Below are 24521 nucleotides of genomic sequence, written 5' to 3'. Positions count from 1 at the left end.
AAATAAAGTGTTTAAAATGCTGAAAATAAACGGGTTATGGATTTGTTTAAAATCCTGCCACCCCGACTTTTTAAGAAATCAAATAATAACAAAAACTTGGTAATCGAATGATTATCAAGTTTTTGCATTTTAAAGGGTCACATTTAATTTGCATTGGTTTGGTAAAAAAAGTGACCTATTCGGTTACCACCTGTGGAAACCCATAAAAAAGGTAACCGAATGGCTTGATTTGACTTTTGTTTTTAATGTTCAATTTAAAAATGAAAGATTATGACACATTCAAACACCTTCAGTATCCTGTTTTGGCTAAAATTAGCAAGTGCGAAAAACGGGAAAGCCCCCCTTTATGCCAGAATCACAGTAAATGGCAAACGCTCAGAGCTCTCCCTAAAGCATAAAGTTCTTATTTCAGATTGGGACACTACCAAGAACAGGTTAAAGGGACTAAACAGCGAAAACAAAATGGTCAACAGTTACCTAGAACAGGTCAATTCAAAACTGTTTGAATGCTACCAAAAACTTCAAAGTAGCAACAAGCTGGTAACTTCGGACATTATAAAAGCCCATTTTTTAGGCAATGCAGGGACCAGATATGCACTATCCGATATCATAGCATACCACAACACCCATATGAAAGATACCTTACGTTGGGGTACACAAAAGAATTATTATACCACCCATAAGTATATCCTGCTTTTTCTAAAGGAAAAATACAGAACAACCGATATGTTCCTATCTGAACTGGGATATAAGTTCATCATAGATTTTGAACGCTTTTTGAGACATCAGAACAATATGGGAAACAATACGGTTATGAAACATATCGAGAGGTTAAGAAAAATGGTAAGCTTGGCCTTTAAAATGGAATGGTTGGATAAAGACCCATTCATGAAGTTTGAGGCGAGATACGAAAAAAAGGAACGAGACTTTCTAACCTTGGAAGAACTTCAAAGTATCGAGAACAAAGCATTTACAATTCCAAGGCTGGAATTGATAAAGAACCTATTTATATTCAGTTGTTATACAGGCTTATCCTATGGCGATGTGATGAACTTAACCACAGATAACCTATGTATAGGTATAGATGGTAAGCAATGGATCTATTCACAGAGGGAGAAGACGAGTGTTCCAGTAAAGATACCTTTACTATTAAAGGCATTGGAGATTATTGAAATGTATAAATCACATCCAAGTACCACAACAAAACAAAGGGTGTTCCCAACAATCTCAAACCAAAAGTTGAATTCCTATTTAAAGGAGATCGCCGATGTTTGTGGAATAAGAAAGAGCCTGACATTCCACATTGCCAGACACACCTTTGCAACCACTGTTTTACTGTCCAACGGTGTTCCTATAGAAACCGTATCAAAGCTTTTGGGACACACCAAACTATCCACAACACAAATCTATGCTAGGGTAGTGGAAACCAAGATAAGCGAGGATATAAATAATCTACAGGAACGGATTAAAAAGAGAGAAGTTGCAAAAACGTCAGCGAATCAAAACAATACTTGTGTTATGTAGAAATAATTCACTCGAATTATACTCCTTAATTAAGATTACGGAAATTCTAACAAGGGACAAAAAGCCAGGTAATAAATTAAAAGCCCAGAGAAAATCACAATATGAATGTCAACGGACACTTTACTATGTACAGTCCATATTCGGCAAGGGTCAAGGTATTCAGCGGCATATATGTTCATACGTTTTTAAAGAGATGGATTTAGGGGCTGGCTTTTTAAAAACGATTTTTGCATTAGTTCTACATTGAGCGAGGTGAATCCATGGCTTTAAAAATGGACCAAGCTCGCCCCAAAGCGAGCGCGGTAGCCTTTGTAACCTTCAGTTCGAATCCGATTAAATTATTCCAAACCGGGGTCAAATTTTAGAAATTCCGTGATTTTTTACTAAAAAATTCTAGTTTTTATAGGGGTTACAAAGCTTTTTTACTAAAAAGCAGTTATTATTGATAACCAGAAATAGCAAGTAAACTAATATAGTCTAAAAGCCTATAATTAAAATGGGGCATATAAAATTTACTGTAAATTATTGCCTGTTTACAAGCCTTACAAGAGCATTTACTGTAAATACCCTATAATGGATATTTTAGAAAGTACAATTTAATAGAAAACAGAGCAAAATGTATCGAACAGTCTGTTTTTCAAGGAAAAATTCATTGATTTTATTGGTCTGCAACGATTTTTCCGTGAAAAATGATGGAATTGATTTCTTTTTAGTGTACAAATAAATGTAAATCAATGGATTAATAACCAGTAACATTGCTCTGCGTGTTACCCTCTTGCTCTACAAATCTGATAGACAAAGTCTATCAAATTTCATAGACAACTTGATAAAAAGCAGTGGCTTTTTTTATGAAATTATATCCTTGAAATGTTTAATAAAATTTATCTAAAGCGAATTACAATAGTTATAGGTTTCACGTTTTTTTATTGATTTGATAATATAGTATCAATTTTTGGTAATTTATTATGTAGTAAAAAGCACATATAAGTTTATATTGTGCTAAAATAATTACATCTTTAAGTGTACATATTTTACTAAAATGAAGGAAAGTACAAATGTTTTATCAAGTTTGCCAAAATCCGCTATTGTAGTTTTAGTGTCTTTACTTTTCTTAGTATTACCCCAAATTAATCTATCTGGATATGTACAACCCACAGTTACAAGCAAGTTTATTTGCTTTCAATATAGCTGTTTAGTGTTGCTATGTTTATATAGTTTCAAGACAGGATTGACTAAAACGATATCATTTTCGCTTTCTAAATTGGATATTGTACTTTTTATTTTTGTAGCATTTATTACATTAAATAGATATGTTATTCAAACTGATTTTGGTTTCTCAATCCGTTTTATGGAATTAGTGGGGTTAGGTGTTTTATATATCGTTTTAAGAAATTTTTCCAATAAAAATTATGTTTGGTTGCTATTAACGATTGTCGTTTCAAGCATCATTCAAGCAATATATGGTAATTTACAATTGCTGGAATACTACCCATCTAATCATTCTGGGTTTAGAATGACTGGTAGTTTTTTTAACCCAGGGCCTTATGCTGGTTTTCTTTCGGCTGTATGGCCAATAACTTTGGGAATGTATTTGTTTAAAGCAAATATGATAGAGCAGATGCAATCAAAAAGTGGCTCTGTATTTTTAAAAAAGATGTTCCAATATATTTTTGACTATATACCCCTATTAGGCGTGGTAAGTATTTTATTGGTAATACCAGCATCGCAATCAAGAGCATCATGGTTAGCTGTATTAATAAGTAGTTGCCTATTATTAGAATATCGTTATAGAGTTATAAAAACACTTTTTAATAAATATAGTAATTTAACAAGATCAATTTTAATCACAGGTTGTATATTAATTATTGGACTAAGCCTATTAGGTGTTTATCATTTTAAAAAAGGATCTTCAGATGGACGCTTATTTATTTGGAAAGTCTCTACTGAAATCATAAAAGAAAATACTGCCTTTGGTGTTGGCTTTGACCGTTTTAAGACTCACTATATGAACCAACAAGCTGATTATTTTTCACAGCATGGAGAAACGGAAGAAGCTTTAGTAGTGGACAATACTTATTATGCCTTTAATGAATTCATACAATTTATAACCGAAGAAGGCGTATTAGGTTTCATAATATTACTGTTTGTTTTGTTTTTTATTATCAAAATCAAAACAGCAGCTGTAAAAGAAAGGAATGAGTTAGGTATTATAATAAAAATGAGCTTACTATCCATTGGGGTATTCGCCTTCTTTTCTTATCCCATGGAAATTCTGCCTATTAAACTTATCATGATTGTTTTACTGGCATGTCTTGCTACGTTAGATCAAAATAAAATAAAACTATTTCAAAATTTTAAAATAAGTGCACCCATAAACCTTGTTCTAAAAACGTCATTGGTGTTTAGTGTTCTATTAGCCTCTTTTTTTAGTTTCAAATCTATAAATAGATTAAATAACAGTTTTAAAAATTGGGAGTTCGCTTTAAACAGTTATCAATATGGAGATTACGAAAGTGCCATACAACAATACGAAGAAGCTTACCCCGAACTAAAAAATAATGGTGACTTTTTAATGAATTATGGTAAAGCCTTGTCCATTTATAAACAAAACAAAAAAGCTATACAAATTTTAGAAGAAGCAAAAAAACACTTAAACACTACCATTATAGAAACGGCTTTAGGTGATGCTTATAAAAACACACAGCAATATGAGGAAGCAGAAATAGCCTATAAACATGCTGCCAACATGATCCCTTCAAGATTTTACCCGTTGTATTTAATGGCCAAATTATATGATGATAGTGGGCAAAAGGAAAAAGCAGTTAATATAGCTAAAGCAATATTAGATAAAGACGTAAAAGTATCCTCGACAGCAATAAGGGAAATAAAACAAGAAATGAAAGATATAATGACAAAAAATAAATTGTTTAACTAAATAAAATGAATGACCAATGAAATAGAGAACTAAAAAGAAATAACAGGAAATCTATAAAATTTAGATTTTTAATGGCTTAATAAAGTTAAGTATTAACACATTTAAAAAGTAGTGTGCCTTTTGACTAAATAAATGAATAAATAAATAAATAAATAAATAAATAAAATGAGAAAAATAATTTTAATAACGAGTATTTCTGCAATATTATTGACTATGGCTTTTAATATGTCAATTAAAATAGATAATACATCTAGAGATGTAGATTTAGCTTCACTTATTTCGATAAATAATGCATCTGCAGAATCTCCGGGTGATAACTGCGACCAACCAGAATGGTTGTACGGATCATGTAACCAGCGAAAAGAGTCAGTAATCACTAATTGTAATGTAAGTGTTACGAAAACAACTTATTATGATGCGAATGGTAGAATTACTGGCACGACTATAACAACAGGAGGGACAGTTACAGGTAGTGCTGGTGTAGGTTATACTCATTCATCAAGTCATATTGAAAATTATTCTTTTTCTGGTACACGAGTTAATTGCCCTACAGATGGAGGGGGGAATGATTGTGAAGAATATAATCCTTGTACAACATAATAAATAGTTAAAAAGAACCAACTTAAGTTGGTTCTTTAATTCAAAAAAATAATATAAAAGTAAATACGGAAAAACTAAATAGATTATGTCTAAAATTAAAAAAGCAAATATATGTGTAAAATTATTATTATGTGTTTTATTAAGCTGTAATAATAATTCAAAGAAAACTATTGTATTAAAACCGTTAAACTATCATTATGAAAAGACAATAATAGCAAAGTCTAGTGTGCCTGTTCAGAATAATGATATTAAAGGTTTTGAAACAATAAAAATACCTGAAGATGTTTTTGAATCAAAAATAAATTTAGAGAATTTAATTGAAGAAATGAATTTTATTCCTTTAGAAACAACTGATAAGAGTATTATAGGTTCAATAAATAAAATATTAATAGATGATTATTCAAAATCTTATTTTATTCATGATAAGGATAATAATAAAGTTTTAAGATTTAATTTTAAGGGAAAATTTTTAAATAAAATAGGAGACATTGGTAAGGGAGCTGAAGAAAGAATGGAGTCATATGATGTCTCTATTGATAAAAATAATAAATTAATTTCAATTCTAGATCTTAGGGGGAGAAAAGTCATGAGATACAATTACGAAGGAGAATTTATTGATTCAGAACCAATGTATTTTTTTTATTCACAACATGAATATGGTGAGAATTATATGGTTTTGAAAACAGGAAAAGCAGAAAATACTTTTTGTCCAATAATAGATTCGCATAGTTTGGTTTTTACTGATTTAGAACAGTTACCTATTTCAAAAGCCTTTAAAAATCCAAAACCAGGATTTAACTTTACAACTAATAATCCGTTACGGAAATTTGATAATCAAATATATTATACTCAACCTTTTTCTAATTCTATTTGGAAAATAAATGAAGGTAAATTAATGCCCGAAATAACTATTGAATTTAAGGAAAATGGTCTTCCAGGTGACTTGTGGAAAAAAAATATAAATGATATAAAACTCCAAAAAATGATAGAAAAACATTTCATGTTTAATGGTGAGTATGTTTTTACAGATAGGTTTTGTTTTTTTGAAGTTATTGGTTATGATAAATTTTCAAGAGTTTTTCAAGATAGACTATCGAAATCGTTAATTTATGGTAACTCAGTTACAATAGGTCAAAATGCATTAGAGTCTTATTTATTTAGTAGTCCTATAGGTGTTCGAAAAGATGATTTTTTTATAAGTATAATAGAACCTATGAGCTTATTAGCTTTTAAAGAGCAGATAATATTAATGGATAAGAAGGCGTCTAAAGTAGATTTAAATAAACTTCTAACATTAAAAGAAACCTCTAACCCTATTATTGTTACTTATAAATTAAAAAATTTTTAAATGAAGTTTTTGAAGAGAGCGTACTTCCATAAGATTGGTTTATTTATAGTTTTTATATTTTTTTATATTTTTTTATATTTTAAGTATAAAGCGGTTAATGATAAATTAATTTTCACTACAAATAGTTTAGAGAATACAGAACAATTAATAGAATTATATTCAGATTTTTCAGGATATTATCAATTTCGAAAAGATTATAAAATTACTTCAATTAATAATAATAGTTTGTTTCTAGAGGATTTAATAAAAAAGCAAACAGTTGTTTTATTTATAGATGAATTTAACTGTGATAGTTGTGTCATTGATGCAATATCTAAGATGGAATATGCTACAAATGGTTTGTTACACTTGGATTTGGATTATATAATTTTTGCTAGTGGTTATAATATGAGGAATTTAAGATTATTAGTGTCTAATAAAAAAGTAAAAACACCAGTATTTAAAATCGAAGAAGATTCTCCTTTTATAAGAAAAATGAAAAAATCGGAAAGACCCTTTTTTTTTATTTTAGATAAAAACTTAGAAGTTTCAAGTATTATTTTTCCCCAAAAGAATAAGATTAATAAATTAGAGAATAGATATCTACTAAATTATATAAAATAAAAAGTTATTTATATCAGTAAATTTAAAAATCCGTAATAGAGAAATCAAAACTTTTAGAGTTAGTTTGTTTTAAATAAAACTAATAATGAAGCTTGATTTAATTAGTAACATCAATAAATTATAAATGATGGTTTTAAAAGTTAATCGAATTAATTCATTTCTAATATATTCCTTAATTCTAACAATAAGTATTTTTTCTTGTAATAGGCCTAAGGAAAATAAGGAAGAAACCATTACAAAAAAACAATACCTCCTAGATAAAAACGAGGTAAATATCATGGTGTTAAACAAAGGTATTTTCAAAAAAGAATTAGTCAGCAATGGACGACTGGTAGCTTTAGAAAAAAGCACCCTAAAATTTAATGTCAGCGAAAAACTCAACAACATTTACGTTAAAGACGGCGATTATGTTAAAAAGGGACAGCTCTTAGCTAGTCTGGATGCTTTTACTTATCAACAAAAAGTAAGTAAAGCAGAAATAGATTTAAAGCAAGCGACTTTAGAATTTAAAGATCTACAAATACGTCGTGGTTTTAACACCAATAACAAAGAAACCATTCCTAAAGAAGAGTATGATATGATGGCCATTAAATCTGGCTATAAAAATGCATTGCATCAATTGGAAAATGCAAAGTTCGATTTACAGTCAACCAAACTCATAGCACCTTTTAGTGGTAAGGTTGCCAATATTAATAGCAAGAAATACGACCAAATTAATTCGGGTAAAGAGTTTATAACGTTAATAAACGATGCTGTTTTTGAGGTAGAGTTTTATGTAATAGAATCTGAACTTAAAGATATAAAAGCAAAAGACAGCATAACCATAGCCCCTTTTGCCACAAGTAAATCTTACGAAGGCGACATAACCACCATAAACCCACAGGTTGAAAAAGACGGCACTATTTTAATAAAAGCCCGAGTAAAAAATGATGGTCAATTATTAGAGGGCATGAATGTGAAGGTGTTTATTAAAAAAGATATTCCAGATCAATTTGTGGTGCCTAAACCGGCTGTTGTTTTAAGAGATAATCAAGAGGTGTTATTTATGGTTAAAAACGGAAAAGCTTATTGGACATATATTCTTACTACACTAGAAAATAGTAAAGACTATGCCGTCATACCAAACCCTGATAAAAGTAGTGCGTCGTTAAAACCAGGCGATACCATTATTATTTCCAACAATTTAAATTTAGCTCACGATAGTGAGGTTCTAATTAAATCTAATAATTAGTCATTAAGACATTATGGTTAAATTTTTAATACATAAACCCATAGCTGTTTTAATGACGGCATTAGGTATCCTTATTTTAGGAGCTTATGCCTTTGGATTCATTCCTGTTTCTTTAATGCCAGATATAGACATTCCAGAGATTACGGTACAGGTACAAGCAGATAATATGTCGGCAAGACAATTGGAAGATGCTGTTGTAAAACCATTGCGTGCTAGCTTAATGCAAGTGGGTCATTTAAAAGACATCAATAGCGAAACAAGTAACGAAATAGGTGTTATTAAGTTAAGTTTTACACATGGTGGTAATATTGACTATGCATTTATTGAAGTCAATGAAAAAATAGATAGAATTATGGGAGGTCTCCCAAAGGATGTTAAACGCCCTAAAGTTATTAAAGCCAGTGCGACGGATATTCCTGTATTTTATTTAAGCATGACTATTAAAGAAGTGCCGACTAAAGACCTAAAAAGTTCTACCTACCAGAAAAACGTTTTATATCCAGTATCACAGAAGTTTGTGGATTTTAATCGTTTTACAAATCAGGTTATTCGCAAGCGCATAGAGCAGATTAATGAAGTCGCCATGGTGGATGTTAGTGGTTTGGTGTCACCAGAAATCCTTATCATACCCAACAGAAACAAATTGGATGCCTTAGGTATAACCTTAGAAGATTTAGAATCCCATATTAAGAGAAACGATTTAGATATTGGCAGTTTATTAATTAAGGACAATCAGTATCAATACGACGTACGCTTAGGAACCTCATTAAATACCATAAAAGATATTGAATCCATTTATATCAATCAGAATAACCGTGTGTTTCAATTAAAAGAACTGGCTGAAGTCATTGAGCATCCGCAAAAAAGAACGGGTTTGGTTTTGTCTGATGGAAATGAAGCGGTAACAATGGCGATTATAAAACAAAGTGATGCCAGAATGGGAGATTTAAAGACTTCGCTTGATAAATTAATAAATGTCTTAAAAAATGATTATCCGCATATTAATTTTTCCATTACAAGAGACCAAACGAAGTTATTGGATTATGCCATCAATAATCTGTTTCAAAGTTTATTATGGGGCATGCTTCTGGCTTTTGGTATTATGTTTTTGTTCTTGAAAAACGTCATATCGCCTCTACTTATAGGTATTACTATACCGACCTCCATTATTATTTGTTTATTGTTTTTTCATCTTTTTGGCATCTCAATAAATATTATTTCGCTGTCTGGATTGGTTTTAGGTATCGGGTTAATGATAGATAACTCCATTATTGTTATCGACAATATTACTCAATATAGAGAAAGAGGCTTTAAATTATCTAAAGCTTGTATTGTGGGGACAAATGAGGTTTTAAAACCTTTGCTCAGTTCGGCCTTAACCACCTGTGCGGTGTTTTTGCCTTTGGTTTTTTTAAGTGGTATTAGTGGTGCTTTGTTTTACGATCAGGCTATGGCCATCAGTATCGGTTTATTTGTATCATTATTGGTTTCCATGACATTATTGCCGGTTTTATACCGATTGTTTCATTTAAAAAGGCATGCTAAAGTTGGGAGAATAAGTCAGTTTTTAGCGAAAACAAACACCTTGGATTATGCAGCTTTATATGAGAAAGGGTTTAGGTGGGTCATGAAAAAGCAACGGATGTCTTTTGCTATTGTTATAGCGCTTTTAACATTAACAGTCGTATTATTTAGTGTATTGCCAACAACCCAAATGCCAGTATTAAAAAGTAATGAAACATTAATTAAGATTGATTGGAATGAGCCTATAAATGTTGAAGAAAACAAACGCAGAGTATTGGATTTGTTAAATCCTATAAAAGGCGATTTGGTCAATCAAACGGCTTTAGTGGGAACCCAACAGTTTTTGTTGGATAAAGATTCCAATGCCAAAACCTCCGAAGCCACTATGTATTTACAAACGAATACTGAAAACGAATTAATACGTGTAAAATCGCAATTGGATGCTGTCTTAACAAAGAAGTATCCAAAAATAGTATATCAATATAAAGCCGTTGACAATATTTTTAGTTTGATTTTTTCAAATAAGGAAACACCTTTAGTAGCTCGATTAAGGAATATAGAAAATTTAGGAAGTCAGCAAAATAAGCAATTAAAGAACGTATGGTATCAAATTCATGAAAGCTTAGAGGGAGTGGATTTAAAACCTATAGCATGGCAAGAACACATCACATTGGTTGCAGATCAAGAAAAATTAATCACTTATAATGTAAACGCCAACACATTGTTTAGCACTCTAAAAAGTGCTTTTAGCGAACGTGAAATCTTATCTGTTGTCGATAACCAAAATTTTGTCCCTGTTATACTAGGGAGCCAAGCAGATCACCTCGATGCTATTTTAAATGAAACGACGGTAAAGTCTAGAGACAGTGCTGTTTTTCAAATCAAAAACTTTATTAAAATCGTAAAGGCTGAAGATTTAAAAAGTATTACAGGAGGTGCAGAAGGTGAATATTATCCTATGGAGTTTCAGGTTGAAGATGCACAGGTAGAACCTATTATTAACGATGTGCAAGACATTGTGGGCAATAATACATGGTATGATGTCAATTTTTCTGGAAGCTTTTTTTCTAATAAAGAACTTATGGGAGAACTTAAAATAGTATTGTTAATTTCTTTGGTGTTGCTCTATTTTATTCTAGCATCCCAATTTGAATCTTTTGTGTTGCCATTAATCATATTGCTGGAAGTCCCTATAGATCTAGCAGGTGCCTTCTTGTTTTTAAAGCTTTTTGGTATGAGTATTAACCTGATGTCCATGATTGGTATTGTGGTGATGTGTGGTATTGTTATTAACGATTCTATTTTAAAAGTGGATACCATCATTCAATTGCAGCGTCAAGGTTTTTCTTTAATGAAAGCTTTATTGGTAGCAGGACAAAGACGCTTAAAACCAATATTGATGACGAGTTTGACAACCATTCTGGCCTTAGTACCATTATTGTTTTTAGGTGGATTGGGAGCAGAATTACAAGCACCTTTGGCTATTGCATTAATTGGAGGAATGCTCTTGGGAACTATAGTCAGTCTGTATTTTATACCACTTTGTTACTATCATTTAGCTAAAAGACATAAATCATGAGTATGAAAATAAAACAGATAACCATTCAATTATGTGTTCTATTAAGTTTCACAAATACAATAGCGCAACAAAGCAATACTATATCAGCTATTAGTCAAAAAATCACCCTCCATGATATTTTGGAACTGGCCAGTAAAAACTCGTTAGATGTTTTTAAGGCAAAACGACAGTATGGCGTTAATTATTGGGAATTCAGGTCATTCAAATCGAGTTTACTTCCTAAAATTGATTTTGAAACCACCCCTTTTACATTTAATAGAGCTTTAATAGAGCGTTATGATTCTGAACAGAATATAGATGTATTCAGGCAACAACAAACCATTAATAGTTATGCCAACCTGTCTTTAAGTCAAAATATAGGATTGACAGGCACACGTTTATTTATAAACTCCAGTTTTAATAGGCTTGAAAATTTTGGAGATTTTGAAACAGAAAGTTACAATGCGACGCCCGTAAGGATAGGTTTGGTGCAGCCAATTATGGCATTCAACACCTTTAAATGGCAGAAAAAAACAGCACCCTTGGAATTTCAAAAAGCGAAACAAGATTTTATGTATGAATTACAAACCATCAATTTAAAATCGGTGAATTTATTTTTTCAATGGGCTTTAGCTAGTAAAAAGGTCGAAATAGCCAAGGAAAACAAAATGGCTGCTGAAAAACTGTTTAATATAGGTAAAAAGCGGTATGATTTAATAGCTATTGAACGTAATGATCTTCTCAATTTAGAATTAGATGTTTATAATGCTAGCACAGCACTAACACAAAATCTGCAAGCATTGCAGAAAGCCGAAGCGGAATTAAAACTGTTTTTAAGAGACCAGTTGCCACAAGATGTCATCCCAGAATTACCAGAATTGGTATCTAATTTAAATATAGACTTAAATAAAGCTATTGATTTTGCTTATCAAAACAATCCTGACATCCTTGATTTAAAGCTTAGAAAAATAGAGGCTTTAAGAGATTTGGATAAAGCCATAAAAGATAACCGTTTTGATTTGTCTTTAACAGCCAGTTACGGTTTAAATCAACAAGCGAACACATTTGTAGATGCTTATGGTAGGTTTTTAGACCAACAAATGGTTGCGATAAAACTTAATGTGCCCATTCTAGATTGGGGAGAGCGCAAAGGCAACATAAAAACGGCTAAAATGAATAAAGATGTTGCAGATATTGAGTTGCAACAAAACGAAGACACCTATAAACAAGAAATCACTTTAAAAGTACTGGACTTTAACCTACAGCAAGAATTAGTATTAGGAGCTTTAAAAACTAGTGAGATTTCTAAAGAATCTTACGATTTAACTGAAAAACGCTTTTTATCGGGAAGCGTTGATTTTTTAAACCTAACCTCGGCTCGCAAAGCATCACAACAAGCCAATGAAAATTATATACAAGCCTTACAAAACTATTGGGCATTGTATTATAACGTGCAGCAATTAACCTTGTATGATTTTATAACAAATACCCCTTTGGTACAAGATTTTAATGAGATACTAGAAGATTAATCTTTAAAATATAATTATGATATGACCTACTCTGAAAGAAAAGAAAAAGAAGCACATTTACTTTATTTGATAGAGCATAAAAGATTGAGTAATCTAGAAAAAATAGCTAATGATTATGGTTGTAGTGTAAGAACAGTTGAAAGGATGTTAAAAGAATTGCGTGAAGAAGGCTATAATATTTCTTTTTGTAGAAAAAGTAATAAATATTTAATTAAAAATTAGATAACCGACAAATTTTGTCGGAGGTAAGTGTTTTCTTTGAAATAATTAATAGATATAGGATACATTAAATTTTAAAAAAGCCTCTGAGCATTTCCATGTTAAAAAATATAATCACAAATTGTTTAACTAAAATAAAGCCTATGACATAGACTAATAATACCCAGAGGAAGTCTTCAAATTTTTTATTGGCTAAATAGTTGTTAAAAAAAAACAGCTATTTGATATTCTGCAAAAGTAGTATTTCCTTAAAGACTTTTGTGAAAAAAATAATATCAAATTAATAAAATTAATGAAATGAAAAAAATAATCGGAATAATGGTAGTTGCTGTAGTAGCGATGACTATGTTTTTTAATGTTAATGAGTTGACTAGAACAGATGTAGATTTAGCTAGTATATTGCTTATAAATAAGGCTAATGCAGAAGGCGATACTTATAAAGGGCCGTTGTGTGGGGACAGTAGTGGAACAAAATATTGCTGTAAAGGTTCATCTGGAGATTGTTCAGCAGGAGCTAAGTGTAGTTCTTGTCAATAGTGTCATATTAAAAAGAGATTACTTTAATTCTTGAGGTAATCTCTTTGAATTTATAAAGTCATGAAAAATGAAAAAGTATATAATATTAGTTTTAATATGTGCTATCTATGCAGCATGTCAGTCAAAAAAGAAAGATTCTAAAAAAAATGAAATTAAAAATATAGAGAACATTTATGTAGATTTAAATAAAGCTCAAAAGGTGAAGTTTTCTAAGTTATATGATAACATCAAATGGGTAAAGCTGCAATCTGAATCTATTAGTTTAATGGGGGAGATTCAGAAAATGGAAGTAGATGATGATAAGTTTTATTTTCAATCAAATAATTCGTTATATATTTTTTCTGCCAAAGGAGAATTTATAACTCGTATCTCAAATCAAGGAAATGGACCAGGTGAGTATCTTGTGTTTTCTGATTTTTTCATTGACAAAATGAATAATTCAATATTTATTTATGATAGTAAAGGAAGAAAAATTAATGAGTATGATTACAATGGTGTCTTCATCAATAGAATAGATATAGATTTGGATGGTTACGCATTTACTAAACTTGATAAGAATAAATTTGCTGTATATATAGGTTCTGCCTATTACAATGAAAAGTCAAATAGCAGGTTGAATATAATTGATAGTAAAGGAGAGATTATTAAAAAATTCATTAGAATAAAAGATAACGAGGCAAAGTTTATGCATTTTGGAGATTTGACTAATTTTCAAAAATTTAATGATGGCGTATCCTTCTTATATAGTTTTAATGATACCATATATAGTATTAGAGAAGATAAGATAATTCCTAGGATGTATATTGATTTTGGGGAAAATAAACTTCCAAACAGGTATTTGGACAAGACTTATAAAGATGTAATGCAATTTTTAGAATCACTAAAAGAAACTGATTACGCTTTTCGAGTTATTGGCTTTTTTGAAAGTAAAGATGCTATAGTATTTTCATTTATGCATAAATATGACCTTGTGCATGTTTATTATTCTAAAGTATCGAAGAATAGTTTTATCGTTGATACTTTTATTAATGATTTTTCATTTCCAGAAATAGATATAGTTTCTTCCTTTTCAAACCTCCCGAAGGCTAGTTATAATAATAACTTCTACACAATAATGAGCGCATATGAATTTATTGATAAAATGGATAAGTTAAAGGCAAAAATGTCATACTCGGAATGGGAATTATATAAAATAGAAAATGTAGAATTATTTTCTATTTATGAGAGTACAGATATTGATGATAACCCAATGATTGTTGTTGGGAAATTAAATAAATTTTAATGATATGTAAATTATGAAAGTCAAAAATTGGATTATAATAACTTTAATTTTAACAGTTTTATTTACTGTATATACATTTTTATCAATTAATAACGACTTACAATTAAGGAATGACTTTTTAAAAGAGGAAAATAAAAATCAGAGTAAAAAGAGTAATGATTTAAAAGGTAAATTCAAGCAAACTTTTATGAACTCTCTTTATTATGATAATACTGATTTATCACAAAAGGACATACAATTATCAAAGTCGAAGAGTGAGTCAATAGCTTTTAAAAGTATAATTGGAGAAAAGAATAGATTGGTTTATAGAATTTCTGATGATGTTTGTAGTATATGTTTTGATCAAGTTATTGAAGAACTAAAAAAATTTTATGACAAAAAGGATATTGAAGATATAATTATTTTAGTTCCCTTAGATAGAATGCGTGAATTAAAATCGTATTTCGATGAGTTGAAATGTAATATTCCTTTTTATGGGATAAGTAAAAATGGTTTAGGTTTAGGAATTGATCAATACTCTCCCTTTTTTTTCTATATAGATAAAAGTATGCTGGTTAAGCATGTTTTTATTCCTGCAAAAGCAGAAATTGAAAGCACGCAAATCTATTTGGAAGTAATGGATGAAAGGTATTTTTAGCATTATTGAAACCTGTAAATTATCTGATTTGTATTACAAAGAAGCTCTATGAAGCATGCGAAATTGCGAAATATTAACTTTAGGATTTCTTCTTTTTCTGTGCTTACCGTTTTTATCTGCTTATCCATTATTGGAGCAAGCCTCATACCCTTGTTAAGCGTACAATTAACGCCTTCAAAAACCTTACCATCTATCAACATAAATTACAGTTGGCAGGACGCTTCAGCTAAAGTGATGGAACAAGAAGTGACTTCCAAACTAGAAGGTGTTTTTAATACAGTTAAAGGTATTAAAGCGTTAAGCTCCACATCAGATAAAGGAAGCGGAACTATATCTCTTAAATTTAAAAGCAGCACCAATATGGATGCTGTACGGTTTGAACTTGCAAACTTAATTAGGCAATCCTATTCCGAACTTCCGGATGGTGTTAGTTATCCTAATTTGTCATTAAGTGCCGCCAACGAAAACAAGGCTCCTATTTTGTCTTATAGTATCAATGCGAATGAAAGCCCTTACTATATAAAAAAATATGCGGAAACTCATATTTTACCTAAGCTTTCAACAATTAGGGGTGTTAATCAGGTTAATGTGTATGGGGCTGCACCTTTTGAGTGGGTTATTGAATACAATAGCAATACACTTTTACAGCTTAACTTATCAGTGAATGATATTCAAAGCGCTATAAATACCTATCTTAATGAACAAGAATTGGGTAACGGTATTTTTAAAACAAATGAGGAAGCTTATGATCATGAAATAGCATTAAAATTAGCTTATAAGCCAGCTACAGACATTAACTGGAGCAACATTCCCATAAAAAAGATTGGGAATAGAATGGTTTATTTAGGGAATATAGCCACAGTGACCTATAAAGAGGCTGATGTAACAGGCTATTACAGAATAAATGGGTTGAATACCATTAACATGACTATTTATGCGGAACAAGGTGTCAATACGATTGACTTGGCAAATACAGTTAAAGCAAAAGTTATCGATTTAAATAAGGAGTTAGACACAGGTTATAGCATCAAGTTAACCCAAGATACGACTGAATATGTGGTGGAAGAATTGCAAAAAATACAAAAACGCACGCTATTCTCGTTTCTTATTTTGTTGATTTTAATTCTGCTTATCAATAGAAGCTTTAAGTATTTAGCTATTTTGTTTCTAAGCATCGTTACCAATCTCCTTATTGCGGTTATTTTTTATTACTTATTTAAAGTAGAACTCCAATTATACTCCTTTGCGGGTATTACTATTTCTTTTGGAATCATTATAGATAATAGCATTATCATGATAGATCATATAAGAAATAAGGGCAATAAAAAAGCGTTTTTAGCCATTTTAGCAGCAACGCTAACAACCATCGGGGCTTTAATGATAATTTTTTTATTAGAGGAAAGCCAACAAGCAGATTTATTGGATTTTGCTTTAGTAATCGCCATAAATATAGGTGTGTCCTTATTGGTGTCATTGTATTATGTACCAGCCCTTTTAGAGAAAATGAATCTGTCTAAGAAACGCATTCATTTTTCGATAAAAAGAAAAAGAAGGATCGTGCGGTTTGCAAATTTTTATTCTGAGGTTATTTTTTGGATAAAAAGACCACGTTTTAAATGGGCATTTATTTTAATTTTTATATTAGGTTTTGGAATTCCTTTTCACTTATTACCTAAAGAGATGGAAGGTGATGGGTTTTTTGCTGATATGTATAATAAGAGTATAGGATCAGAATGGTTTGCCAATGATGTTAGGCCGACTTTAGAAAAAGCAATAGGAGGCTCTTTAAGACTTTTTACAGAAGATGTTTTTGAGAATTCGTACTATTCCGAACCCGAGCGAACCACGTTAAGAGTTACAGGGACGATGCCAGATGGCTGTACTATACAACAACTTAATGAGGCCATAACTAAAATGGAAGCCTATTTAAGTCAGTTTGACGAAATTGAACTTTTTGAAACACGGATATCCAGTTATAGAAATTCTAGTATCTCCATTTACTTTAAAGAGGATTACGAATTTAGTGGTTTTCCATACACTTTAAAAAGTCTGTTAGAGTCCAAGGCCATTAGCTTAGGAGGTTTAGATTGGTCTGTTACAGGTGTAGGTAGAGGGTTTTCAAATGCTTTGGGTACGGGGTCTAAACAAAACAGAATTATATTAGAAGGATACAATTATGATAAATTATATGGGTATGCTGAACAGTTGCAGCAACAATTGGTGGACAGCTCAAACTCACGAGTTAGAGATGTAGAAATAACCAGTGGCGGATGGCGGGATAACGCCTTATATGAATATTATTTGGATTTTGACGCCAATAAACTGGCACTTGCAAATGTGTCTCAAACACAATTATATGGCTACTTAAAAAATCAAGTGCATTCAGGACGGTTGATCTCTATTGTACAAAATAATGAATTCCAAGATGTAAAGTTGGTTTCAGATACCTACAAAAAATTTAATGTATGGGATTTAAAACATACACCAATAAGCATTCAAAATAAACAATATAAATTAAATCAATTAGCGTCTATTGAAAAAAAGAAAACAGGGAATACTATTGAAAAAAATAATCAACAATACAGCTTAACTGTTGCTTACGATTTTCTGGGAACAGGACCATTAGCTCAAAAAGTTAGAGAAAGAACCATAGAAAGTTTTGAACCTAAATTACCTTTGGGATATAAAGTATTTGAGCAAAAATTTAATTACTGGAATAACAAAGAAAAAACACAATACTACTATTTATTCATCGTCATTGGAATCATCTTTTTTATATGCGCCATCTTGCTTGAATCACTAAAACAGCCCTTGGCTATTATTAGTATGATTCCTATATCATTTATTGGGGTGTTTTTAACATTTTATCTATTCGGTTTTAATTTTGACCAAGGTGGGTATGCTTCTTTTATTTTATTAAGCGGCATTAGTGTGAACTCTGCCTTATATATTGTAAATGATTTTAATAATTTAAAAAATGATTACCCAAATAGAACGATTAGCTTACTTTATTTTAAGGCATTTAATTATAAGATAATTCCTGTCATTCTAACTATAGTGTCAACCATAGTTGGACTAATACCTTTTGTTTGGAGTGGGCAAGATGAAGCCTTTTGGTTCTCATTTGCTGTGGGATCCATAGGTGGTTTATTGTTTTCTTTAATTGGGATATATATTTATTTGCCCTTATTTATTGCAAAAAGCAATCAATATAGGGTTGAAAGTAATTAACATGGAGTATCGTTTTAATACTTTTCAAAAGAAATAAGTAAAGTGTAATAAATTCACAGGATAGTAAAAATAAATGTCTTTGGAAAGTTTATTTTGAAAAGAACAGAACCCTGTTTAATTAAAAGAAATATGATCAAATATTTAAAAGCAAAATACGTGTTATTTTTTTTATTAGCATTATTTGTTCTTTCCATCGGAATCCCATGGCTTTGTTTTGGTCTTATTCTTTTTTCATTAGTTTATTGGGGGATGATGTATTTAATAGCTTTTATTAAGATTTCTTTTTTACAGAAATTTATAAAGGGCTTCTTTTTGTTTTTATTCATAGCATCAATGGCCATAAGCATAAAGCTTTTTATAGGCGACATTTATAAAATTCCTAGTTCTTCTATGGAAAACACCTTGTTTCCAAATGATATTATTATAGTAGATAAGTTAGAATATGGTCCAAGATTACCACGCTCACCTTTTGATATTCCATTGATAAATATTGCTTTTTATTTTGATAAAAAAGCTAGAGATTCAATAAAGGTTAACTGGTGGGATTACAAGCGATTGTCTGGTGCTTCAAAAATAAAGAATGGAGATGTTTTTGTGTATGAAAATTTTAGTAAAAACGTGTTTTTTGTAAAAAGGGTTGTTGGTGTTTCTGGAGACACTTTAGATATAAACGCTGGGTATGTGTATATAAATAAGGTTAAGCAAGAGTTCGTAGGTACTATGAGAAATAGATACCATTTTAAAGTAAATGATAAAAAAGCATTTTATAATAAAATAGATTCTTTAGAAATCAATAAAATTATTAATAGAGATATAAACGGCACTTATTTGATGCAAGCGGAATTGACATATGACGAACTTAAAAAAATAAAACAATTAAAATGTATAGATTCTTTAGGCTTAAGCTTGGCTGCATTTAATGAGAAGGAGGAACTTTTTGCTAAACCAGAAGGAAAACACTGGACTATTGATGATTTAGGAACGGTAATTATTCCCAAAAAAGGCATGGAGGTTATTTTGAATGAAGAAAACTACACAATTTATAAAACTATTATAAACTTATATGAAGGGGTTGCTATTGAAAAATCCGACTCATCGTTTTTAATTAACGGAAAGCCTGTGTTATCCTATATTTTTAAGCATGATTACTTTTTTATGATGGGAGATAACAGAAAAGGATCTTTTGATTCTAGATTTTTTGGGTTTTTGCCAAAAGAGAATATAGTAGGTAAAGTACAGTGTGTGTTGTTATCCAACTACCAAGATGAATTTAGATGGGATCGGTTTTTAAAAAAAGTCGAATAGGGGAATGAGGTGAAAATGTAACAATAAAATATAAAGTTTATAACAGATTATTTTGAATTTAAAATTTGAGACGAAAAGGAACCTTTAAAAAGTATTTATATATATGAATTTAAATTTCTATTTATTATTGTTAATGTCACCGTTTTTATTTGCTCAAAAAGCAGCTCATATCCCTGAATATTTAGCAGATTCCAGTACGCACGATGGAGCTCAGTTTTCATGGGATAAAACAGCACAGAGCAATAATTTTATTGTTATTTGGGGAAATACTGTTGGAAAAGACCCTGTAAATTATACTGATAATCCAGATTATGCCTTTGATCCTGAGGAAGTGCTTAGAAATATGGAGATTATTTATCAAATCTATAAAGATTATGGTTTTGCTCTAGAAACACCAGGTACTAATCTTGCCAAATATAAAATAGCATTAGTTATGAACCATACCTTTGGTGAAGAAGGTTCAACTGGATGGGCTTTTGGTGGTAGCCAAGATAATATTATGGGAACCTTGTGGTTACATCCTAAAGCGGCGAAAGGCGGACACGCATCGGCACATGAAATAATTCATAGCCTTCAAGCACAAAATAATATCGATTATCGCAAACCGAAAGAGTTAGGCGACGCATGGAAAAATTCAGGAATATTTTGGGAAACGCATGCTAATTTTATGAGATCTTTAATTTATCCCGAGCTTGTAAATGCTTGGGGTGCAGACTGGGATCATATAGAAACATTTGGCAATTGGGTCAATATTTATGAAAACTTCGCTTATCTTATTGGTATCGTTGAAGCCGATGGTATGAATATTATAAATCGGATGTGGCAAGAATCTAAAGCAGAAGAGTATCCTATACAAGCCTACAAAAGGTTGAGTGATTTTTCAATAAAAGAACTCAATGATCATCTTTTCAATGTTTATGCAAAAAAAATGGCTACATATGATTTTTCGATAAAAAACATAGGGCATTATTTTAGAGAAAAGAGGAACCTTGATTTGGAAAAAAGTTTTGAGTCTGTGCAATCAGTTTGGACAATTCTGGATCAAGATGTAGGTATGTCAACCCACTTTTCTGTGCCAATTCATCTGGCTCCAGAAGAATTCGCCTATAATGTTATTCCTATTTATCCAAATGATGATTCGCGTGTAATTCATATAAAGTTTAAAGGTCATATTGAAGCAAATAGTCATGCTGGTTGGAGATATGGATTTGTGAGTTCAGATGGAAAAACAACTAGATATGGTGAGATGTATGATGAAAATGAATTAGAAATAGAATATCAAATGCTTTCAAATGAGACGGAATTATATTTCGTAGTAATGGGAGCTCCTAAAGATAGTATAACAACTAATACTACCACCGATACATGGAAGGGGTATCCTAAGCATTTTCATTTTCCTTATGAACTTAACATCCTAGGAGGTGTTCCTGAAGGTTATCAAGAAGCTTCAAATTTTAGAAAACAACTAAAAAAAAATGGAACTACCCATTCTAATGGAGGTGGTTGGGTTGAAAATTCTGCATTGGTTGCCGACAGTGTGTATGTTGGTCCTTATGCCATGGTTTTGGGGAATTCAAAAATTACTGGTCATGTACGCATTGAAAAAATGGCCTTGGTAAAAGACGCCATTATTTCTGATCATGTTATAGTCACTGATAACGCATTTATTAAAGGGGGAACCTATAGTAATGATGCGAAAATCGCGGGTCAAGCTTTTTTAGAAAATGACATTATGATGGATCGGGCCTTAGTCCATATGCGAGCAAAAGTTAAAGACTATACTCTAAGAGGAAACATTGAGGTTGGAGGAAACGTCGTTGTTTATAATGATGAGGGAGATTGTGATAATGGTGTATATTATAGGATGACTAATTATTATGAAAATAATTTACTGGAATGTGATAATAGAGATGAAAATCATCCGGAAAACAGTGATGTCAATAATAAGATAACACCATTTATCAATGCCGAAATGATAATTAAAGACCCTTTGCCAAAAATTTATGGAAGGTAGACTCTTCTAAACTATTATTACATAATTAATAAATAGATTATCCTTGCTATGTCATGAAGATTTATAACGTATTCTTAATTTTAAAACACTAATAAATATTACTTATGAAAAAAATAATCGCAAAATTTATTTTATTAATTATAATTATTGGATTAAATTCTTGTGCAAATAAGGATGCCGATTTAGAAAAGGCTCTTGAATTGGCAGGTGATAACAGGGTTGAATTAGAAAAAGTATTAGATCATTATAAAGCACCTAAAGATAGCTTGAAATATAAGGCAGCCTCTTTTTTAATTGTTAATATGCCTTACTATTTTTATAAAGATGGCCAAGGTCTTCAAGCTATTTTGGCAGCAAAGGACTCTCTTAAAAACGAATATGAAAAAATTCCGAATTTTAAAGAAAAGAAGATTATCGGCATGCTTAAAACCGAGAAGTTTATTAATTTTTTAAAGTCTTTAGAAAGCAGGAATGCCTATTCAAGTTTATCGGGAGACCTTAAAAACTATTCTGATATTGAAAACATATCTTCTGATTTTTTAATTGAAAACATTGATTATGCCTTTAAGGCATGGAATTTACCTTGGGCTAGACATTTGACATTTGATCAATTCAGTGAATATATCTTACCATATAGAAGTGGTCAACAAAAGCCAAATGCTTGGAGAAAATATTATTTCAATAAATACAAACCACTCATAGATTCTTTAGCAAATGAAAGCGACCCTGTTCTTGTCTGTAAAATACTTAATGAAAAATTATTACCTCTTTATAAACCATTTAGAGGTAGTTTTAATATTAAAATGAGTCCTTTTACCTATTCTATACCTGGGCCATTTATGACAGAATTGGGAATAGATGGAAATTGTGTTATGGTAACAAGCCATACAGTTGAAGTCATGAGATCTTTAGGAATACCGATAACAAGACTATTCACTGATAAAGATGGTTTTAGTGGAGGTAATCATCTTTTAGTAGCCGTTTTGGATACCTTGGGTGAGTGGCAAGGGTTTCATTGTGGTGGACAAAACCCAGGAGATTTTGAACCCGAAAGTCAAATAACAAAAATATATAAAGAATCAAGTATATCAAAGAATAATAATTCAGAGCTAAAGAAAAGAATTAATAGCAAGTTAAGCCATTTCGAATGGGACGATGTTACAGAAAAGTTTATGGATGTATTTAATGTCTCTATAAAAATTCCAAAGATTTATAAAAATAATGAAATCGCTTACTTATGCATCTTTGATCCCAAAGCATATAACACATGGGTTCCTATTGATGGGGCTGCATTAGAAGGGGATCATGTAACTTTTAAAAAGATAGGAGGGAAAGATGTTGTTTATTTAGCTATGGTAGAAAATGACAATGGTATTTTAGATATTCCTATATCAAATCCATTTGTTCTCAATATCGATGGAACCTTACGATATTTAGAACCAGAAGAGGAAAATATGTCTTACGAATTTACAAGAAAATTTCCTTATAATAGCTGGTTTGTAGATCTTTCTAAGTCATTGATTGGGGGACGTTTCGAAGGTTCTAACTTTATGGATTTTAGAAATGCAGTTGAACTTAGTCAGATAAAAGAAACTCCAATAGATGATGATAATATTATTGATATTAAGGATTCAGAATTTAGGTTTGTAAGATTTGTTTATCCAAAAATAACGGGTGATAGCAAATATGGTTTGGCAAGCCTTTCCTTTTATACATCTGATAACAACAAACTAGGTTTAACAACTTTAAAAGGCGATTACATTTTTTCAAAAGGGGTTACGAAAGAGAATATGGATATTATGTTTGATGAGGATTTATTAACCTATGTAAATGTTTATAAGTACGAAAAAGGAATAGATACATCTGTTCCAACCGCCATATTTTCAGATGCACCACCGAATTTAACATGGGTAGGTCTTGATTTGGGAATGAAGCAAAAAGTTACACATGTTGGTTTTGCTCCTCGAAACCCTAAAAACAACGTTTATCCAGGTATGGTATATGAATTGTTTTATTGGGATAACCAATGGAAGTCACTTGGTGTAAAAACAGCGTCTAAAAATAGTATAGAGTATTCAAATATACCCAAAGGCGCTTTACTATGGCTTAAAAATCATACAGAGGGTAAAGAAGAGCGAATCTTTTTTATTGAAAATAATCAAATCGTTTGGAAGTAATAAATTTAGTGACTATATAATATCTTATAAAAAATGGAGCTTTTTTCCTTATGATTTTTTACTATTTAAGAACCATTGTTGATGCAAAGAGAAAATCCAGCAATTAATATAAGTTGTTCTTGTTTTATAATTAAAACCAAATTATATTTGCACCGCTCTTAAATTAAGAGCAAAATATAACAAAAGTTCTTATTAAATAAGTTACCTATTCGGTTACCAAGAAGTAAATGGAGGCGTAACTATTTGAATATTAAAAATATATGTTTG

16 protein-coding genes are annotated in these 24521 nt (G+C 30.8%); all 16 read left to right on the top strand.

Annotation, left to right across the window (positions count from 1 at the left end; translation table 11 throughout):
- The first annotated feature begins 270 nt into the window (after positions 1–270).
- Positions 271–1524, top strand: a complete 1254-nt coding sequence (locus DKT72_RS17470) for a site-specific integrase (RefSeq protein WP_111310040.1) — start codon at positions 271–273, stop codon at positions 1522–1524.
- A 1039-nt stretch (positions 1525–2563) separates the two neighbouring features.
- Positions 2564–4459 (top strand): O-antigen ligase family protein, encoded by a 1896-nt coding sequence (locus DKT72_RS17465; protein WP_111310039.1) that lies wholly within the window; start codon positions 2564–2566, stop codon positions 4457–4459.
- 165 nt (positions 4460–4624) lie between these two features.
- Entirely contained in the window at positions 4625–5059 is a 435-nt protein-coding gene (locus DKT72_RS17460) for a hypothetical protein (protein WP_162623366.1), read from the top strand.
- Between the two features lie 85 nt (positions 5060–5144).
- On the top strand, positions 5145–6407 hold the full coding sequence (locus tag DKT72_RS17455) for a DUF4934 domain-containing protein (RefSeq protein ID WP_111310037.1): 1263 nt from the start codon (positions 5145–5147) through the stop codon (positions 6405–6407).
- Positions 6408–7010 (top strand): hypothetical protein, encoded by a 603-nt coding sequence (locus DKT72_RS17450; protein ID WP_111310036.1) that lies wholly within the window; start codon positions 6408–6410, stop codon positions 7008–7010.
- Between the two features lie 277 nt (positions 7011–7287).
- A complete protein-coding gene (locus tag DKT72_RS17445; protein ID WP_162623365.1) occupies positions 7288–8241 on the top strand; it encodes an efflux RND transporter periplasmic adaptor subunit in 954 nt (317 codons plus the stop codon).
- A 13-nt stretch (positions 8242–8254) separates the two neighbouring features.
- Positions 8255–11344, top strand: coding sequence for an efflux RND transporter permease subunit (locus DKT72_RS17440; protein WP_111310034.1), 3090 nt, complete (start codon positions 8255–8257; stop codon positions 11342–11344).
- Positions 11345–11346: 2 nt separating this feature from the next.
- Positions 11347–12852 (top strand): TolC family protein, encoded by a 1506-nt coding sequence (locus DKT72_RS17435; protein WP_162623364.1) that lies wholly within the window; start codon positions 11347–11349, stop codon positions 12850–12852.
- Between the two features lie 21 nt (positions 12853–12873).
- Complete coding sequence (locus DKT72_RS17430; protein WP_111310032.1) at positions 12874–13074, top strand: HTH domain-containing protein; 201 nt, start codon at positions 12874–12876, stop codon at positions 13072–13074.
- A 294-nt stretch (positions 13075–13368) separates the two neighbouring features.
- Complete coding sequence (locus DKT72_RS17425; RefSeq protein WP_111310031.1) at positions 13369–13608, top strand: hypothetical protein; 240 nt, start codon at positions 13369–13371, stop codon at positions 13606–13608.
- Between the two features lie 67 nt (positions 13609–13675).
- A complete protein-coding gene (locus DKT72_RS17420; protein WP_111310030.1) occupies positions 13676–14890 on the top strand; it encodes a DUF4934 domain-containing protein in 1215 nt (404 codons plus the stop codon).
- Between the two features lie 13 nt (positions 14891–14903).
- Positions 14904–15527: a hypothetical protein gene (locus tag DKT72_RS17415; protein ID WP_111310029.1), complete on the top strand. Its 624-nt coding sequence runs from the start codon at positions 14904–14906 to the stop codon at positions 15525–15527.
- A 48-nt stretch (positions 15528–15575) separates the two neighbouring features.
- On the top strand, positions 15576–18758 hold the full coding sequence (locus DKT72_RS17410) for an efflux RND transporter permease subunit (RefSeq protein WP_111310028.1): 3183 nt from the start codon (positions 15576–15578) through the stop codon (positions 18756–18758).
- Between the two features lie 129 nt (positions 18759–18887).
- The gene (gene lepB, locus DKT72_RS17405; RefSeq protein ID WP_111310027.1) at positions 18888–20063 is read left to right on the top strand and encodes a signal peptidase I; all 1176 of its coding nucleotides are present in this window, start codon (positions 18888–18890) and stop codon (positions 20061–20063) included.
- Positions 20064–20166: 103 nt separating this feature from the next.
- Complete coding sequence (locus tag DKT72_RS17400; RefSeq protein WP_111310026.1) at positions 20167–22077, top strand: DUF6055 domain-containing protein; 1911 nt, start codon at positions 20167–20169, stop codon at positions 22075–22077.
- Positions 22078–22181: 104 nt separating this feature from the next.
- Positions 22182–24254 carry a hypothetical protein gene (locus tag DKT72_RS17395; RefSeq protein ID WP_111310025.1) on the top strand — a complete coding sequence of 691 codons (2073 nt, stop codon included), beginning with the start codon at positions 22182–22184 and terminating at the stop codon, positions 24252–24254.
- The last annotated feature ends 267 nt before the right edge of the window (positions 24255–24521 follow it).

Origin of the sequence: Confluentibacter sediminis, assembly GCF_003258355.1 — a bacterium.
Classification (GTDB): domain Bacteria; phylum Bacteroidota; class Bacteroidia; order Flavobacteriales; family Flavobacteriaceae; genus Confluentibacter; species Confluentibacter sediminis.
This window is presented reverse-complemented; position numbering and strand designations above follow the sequence as displayed.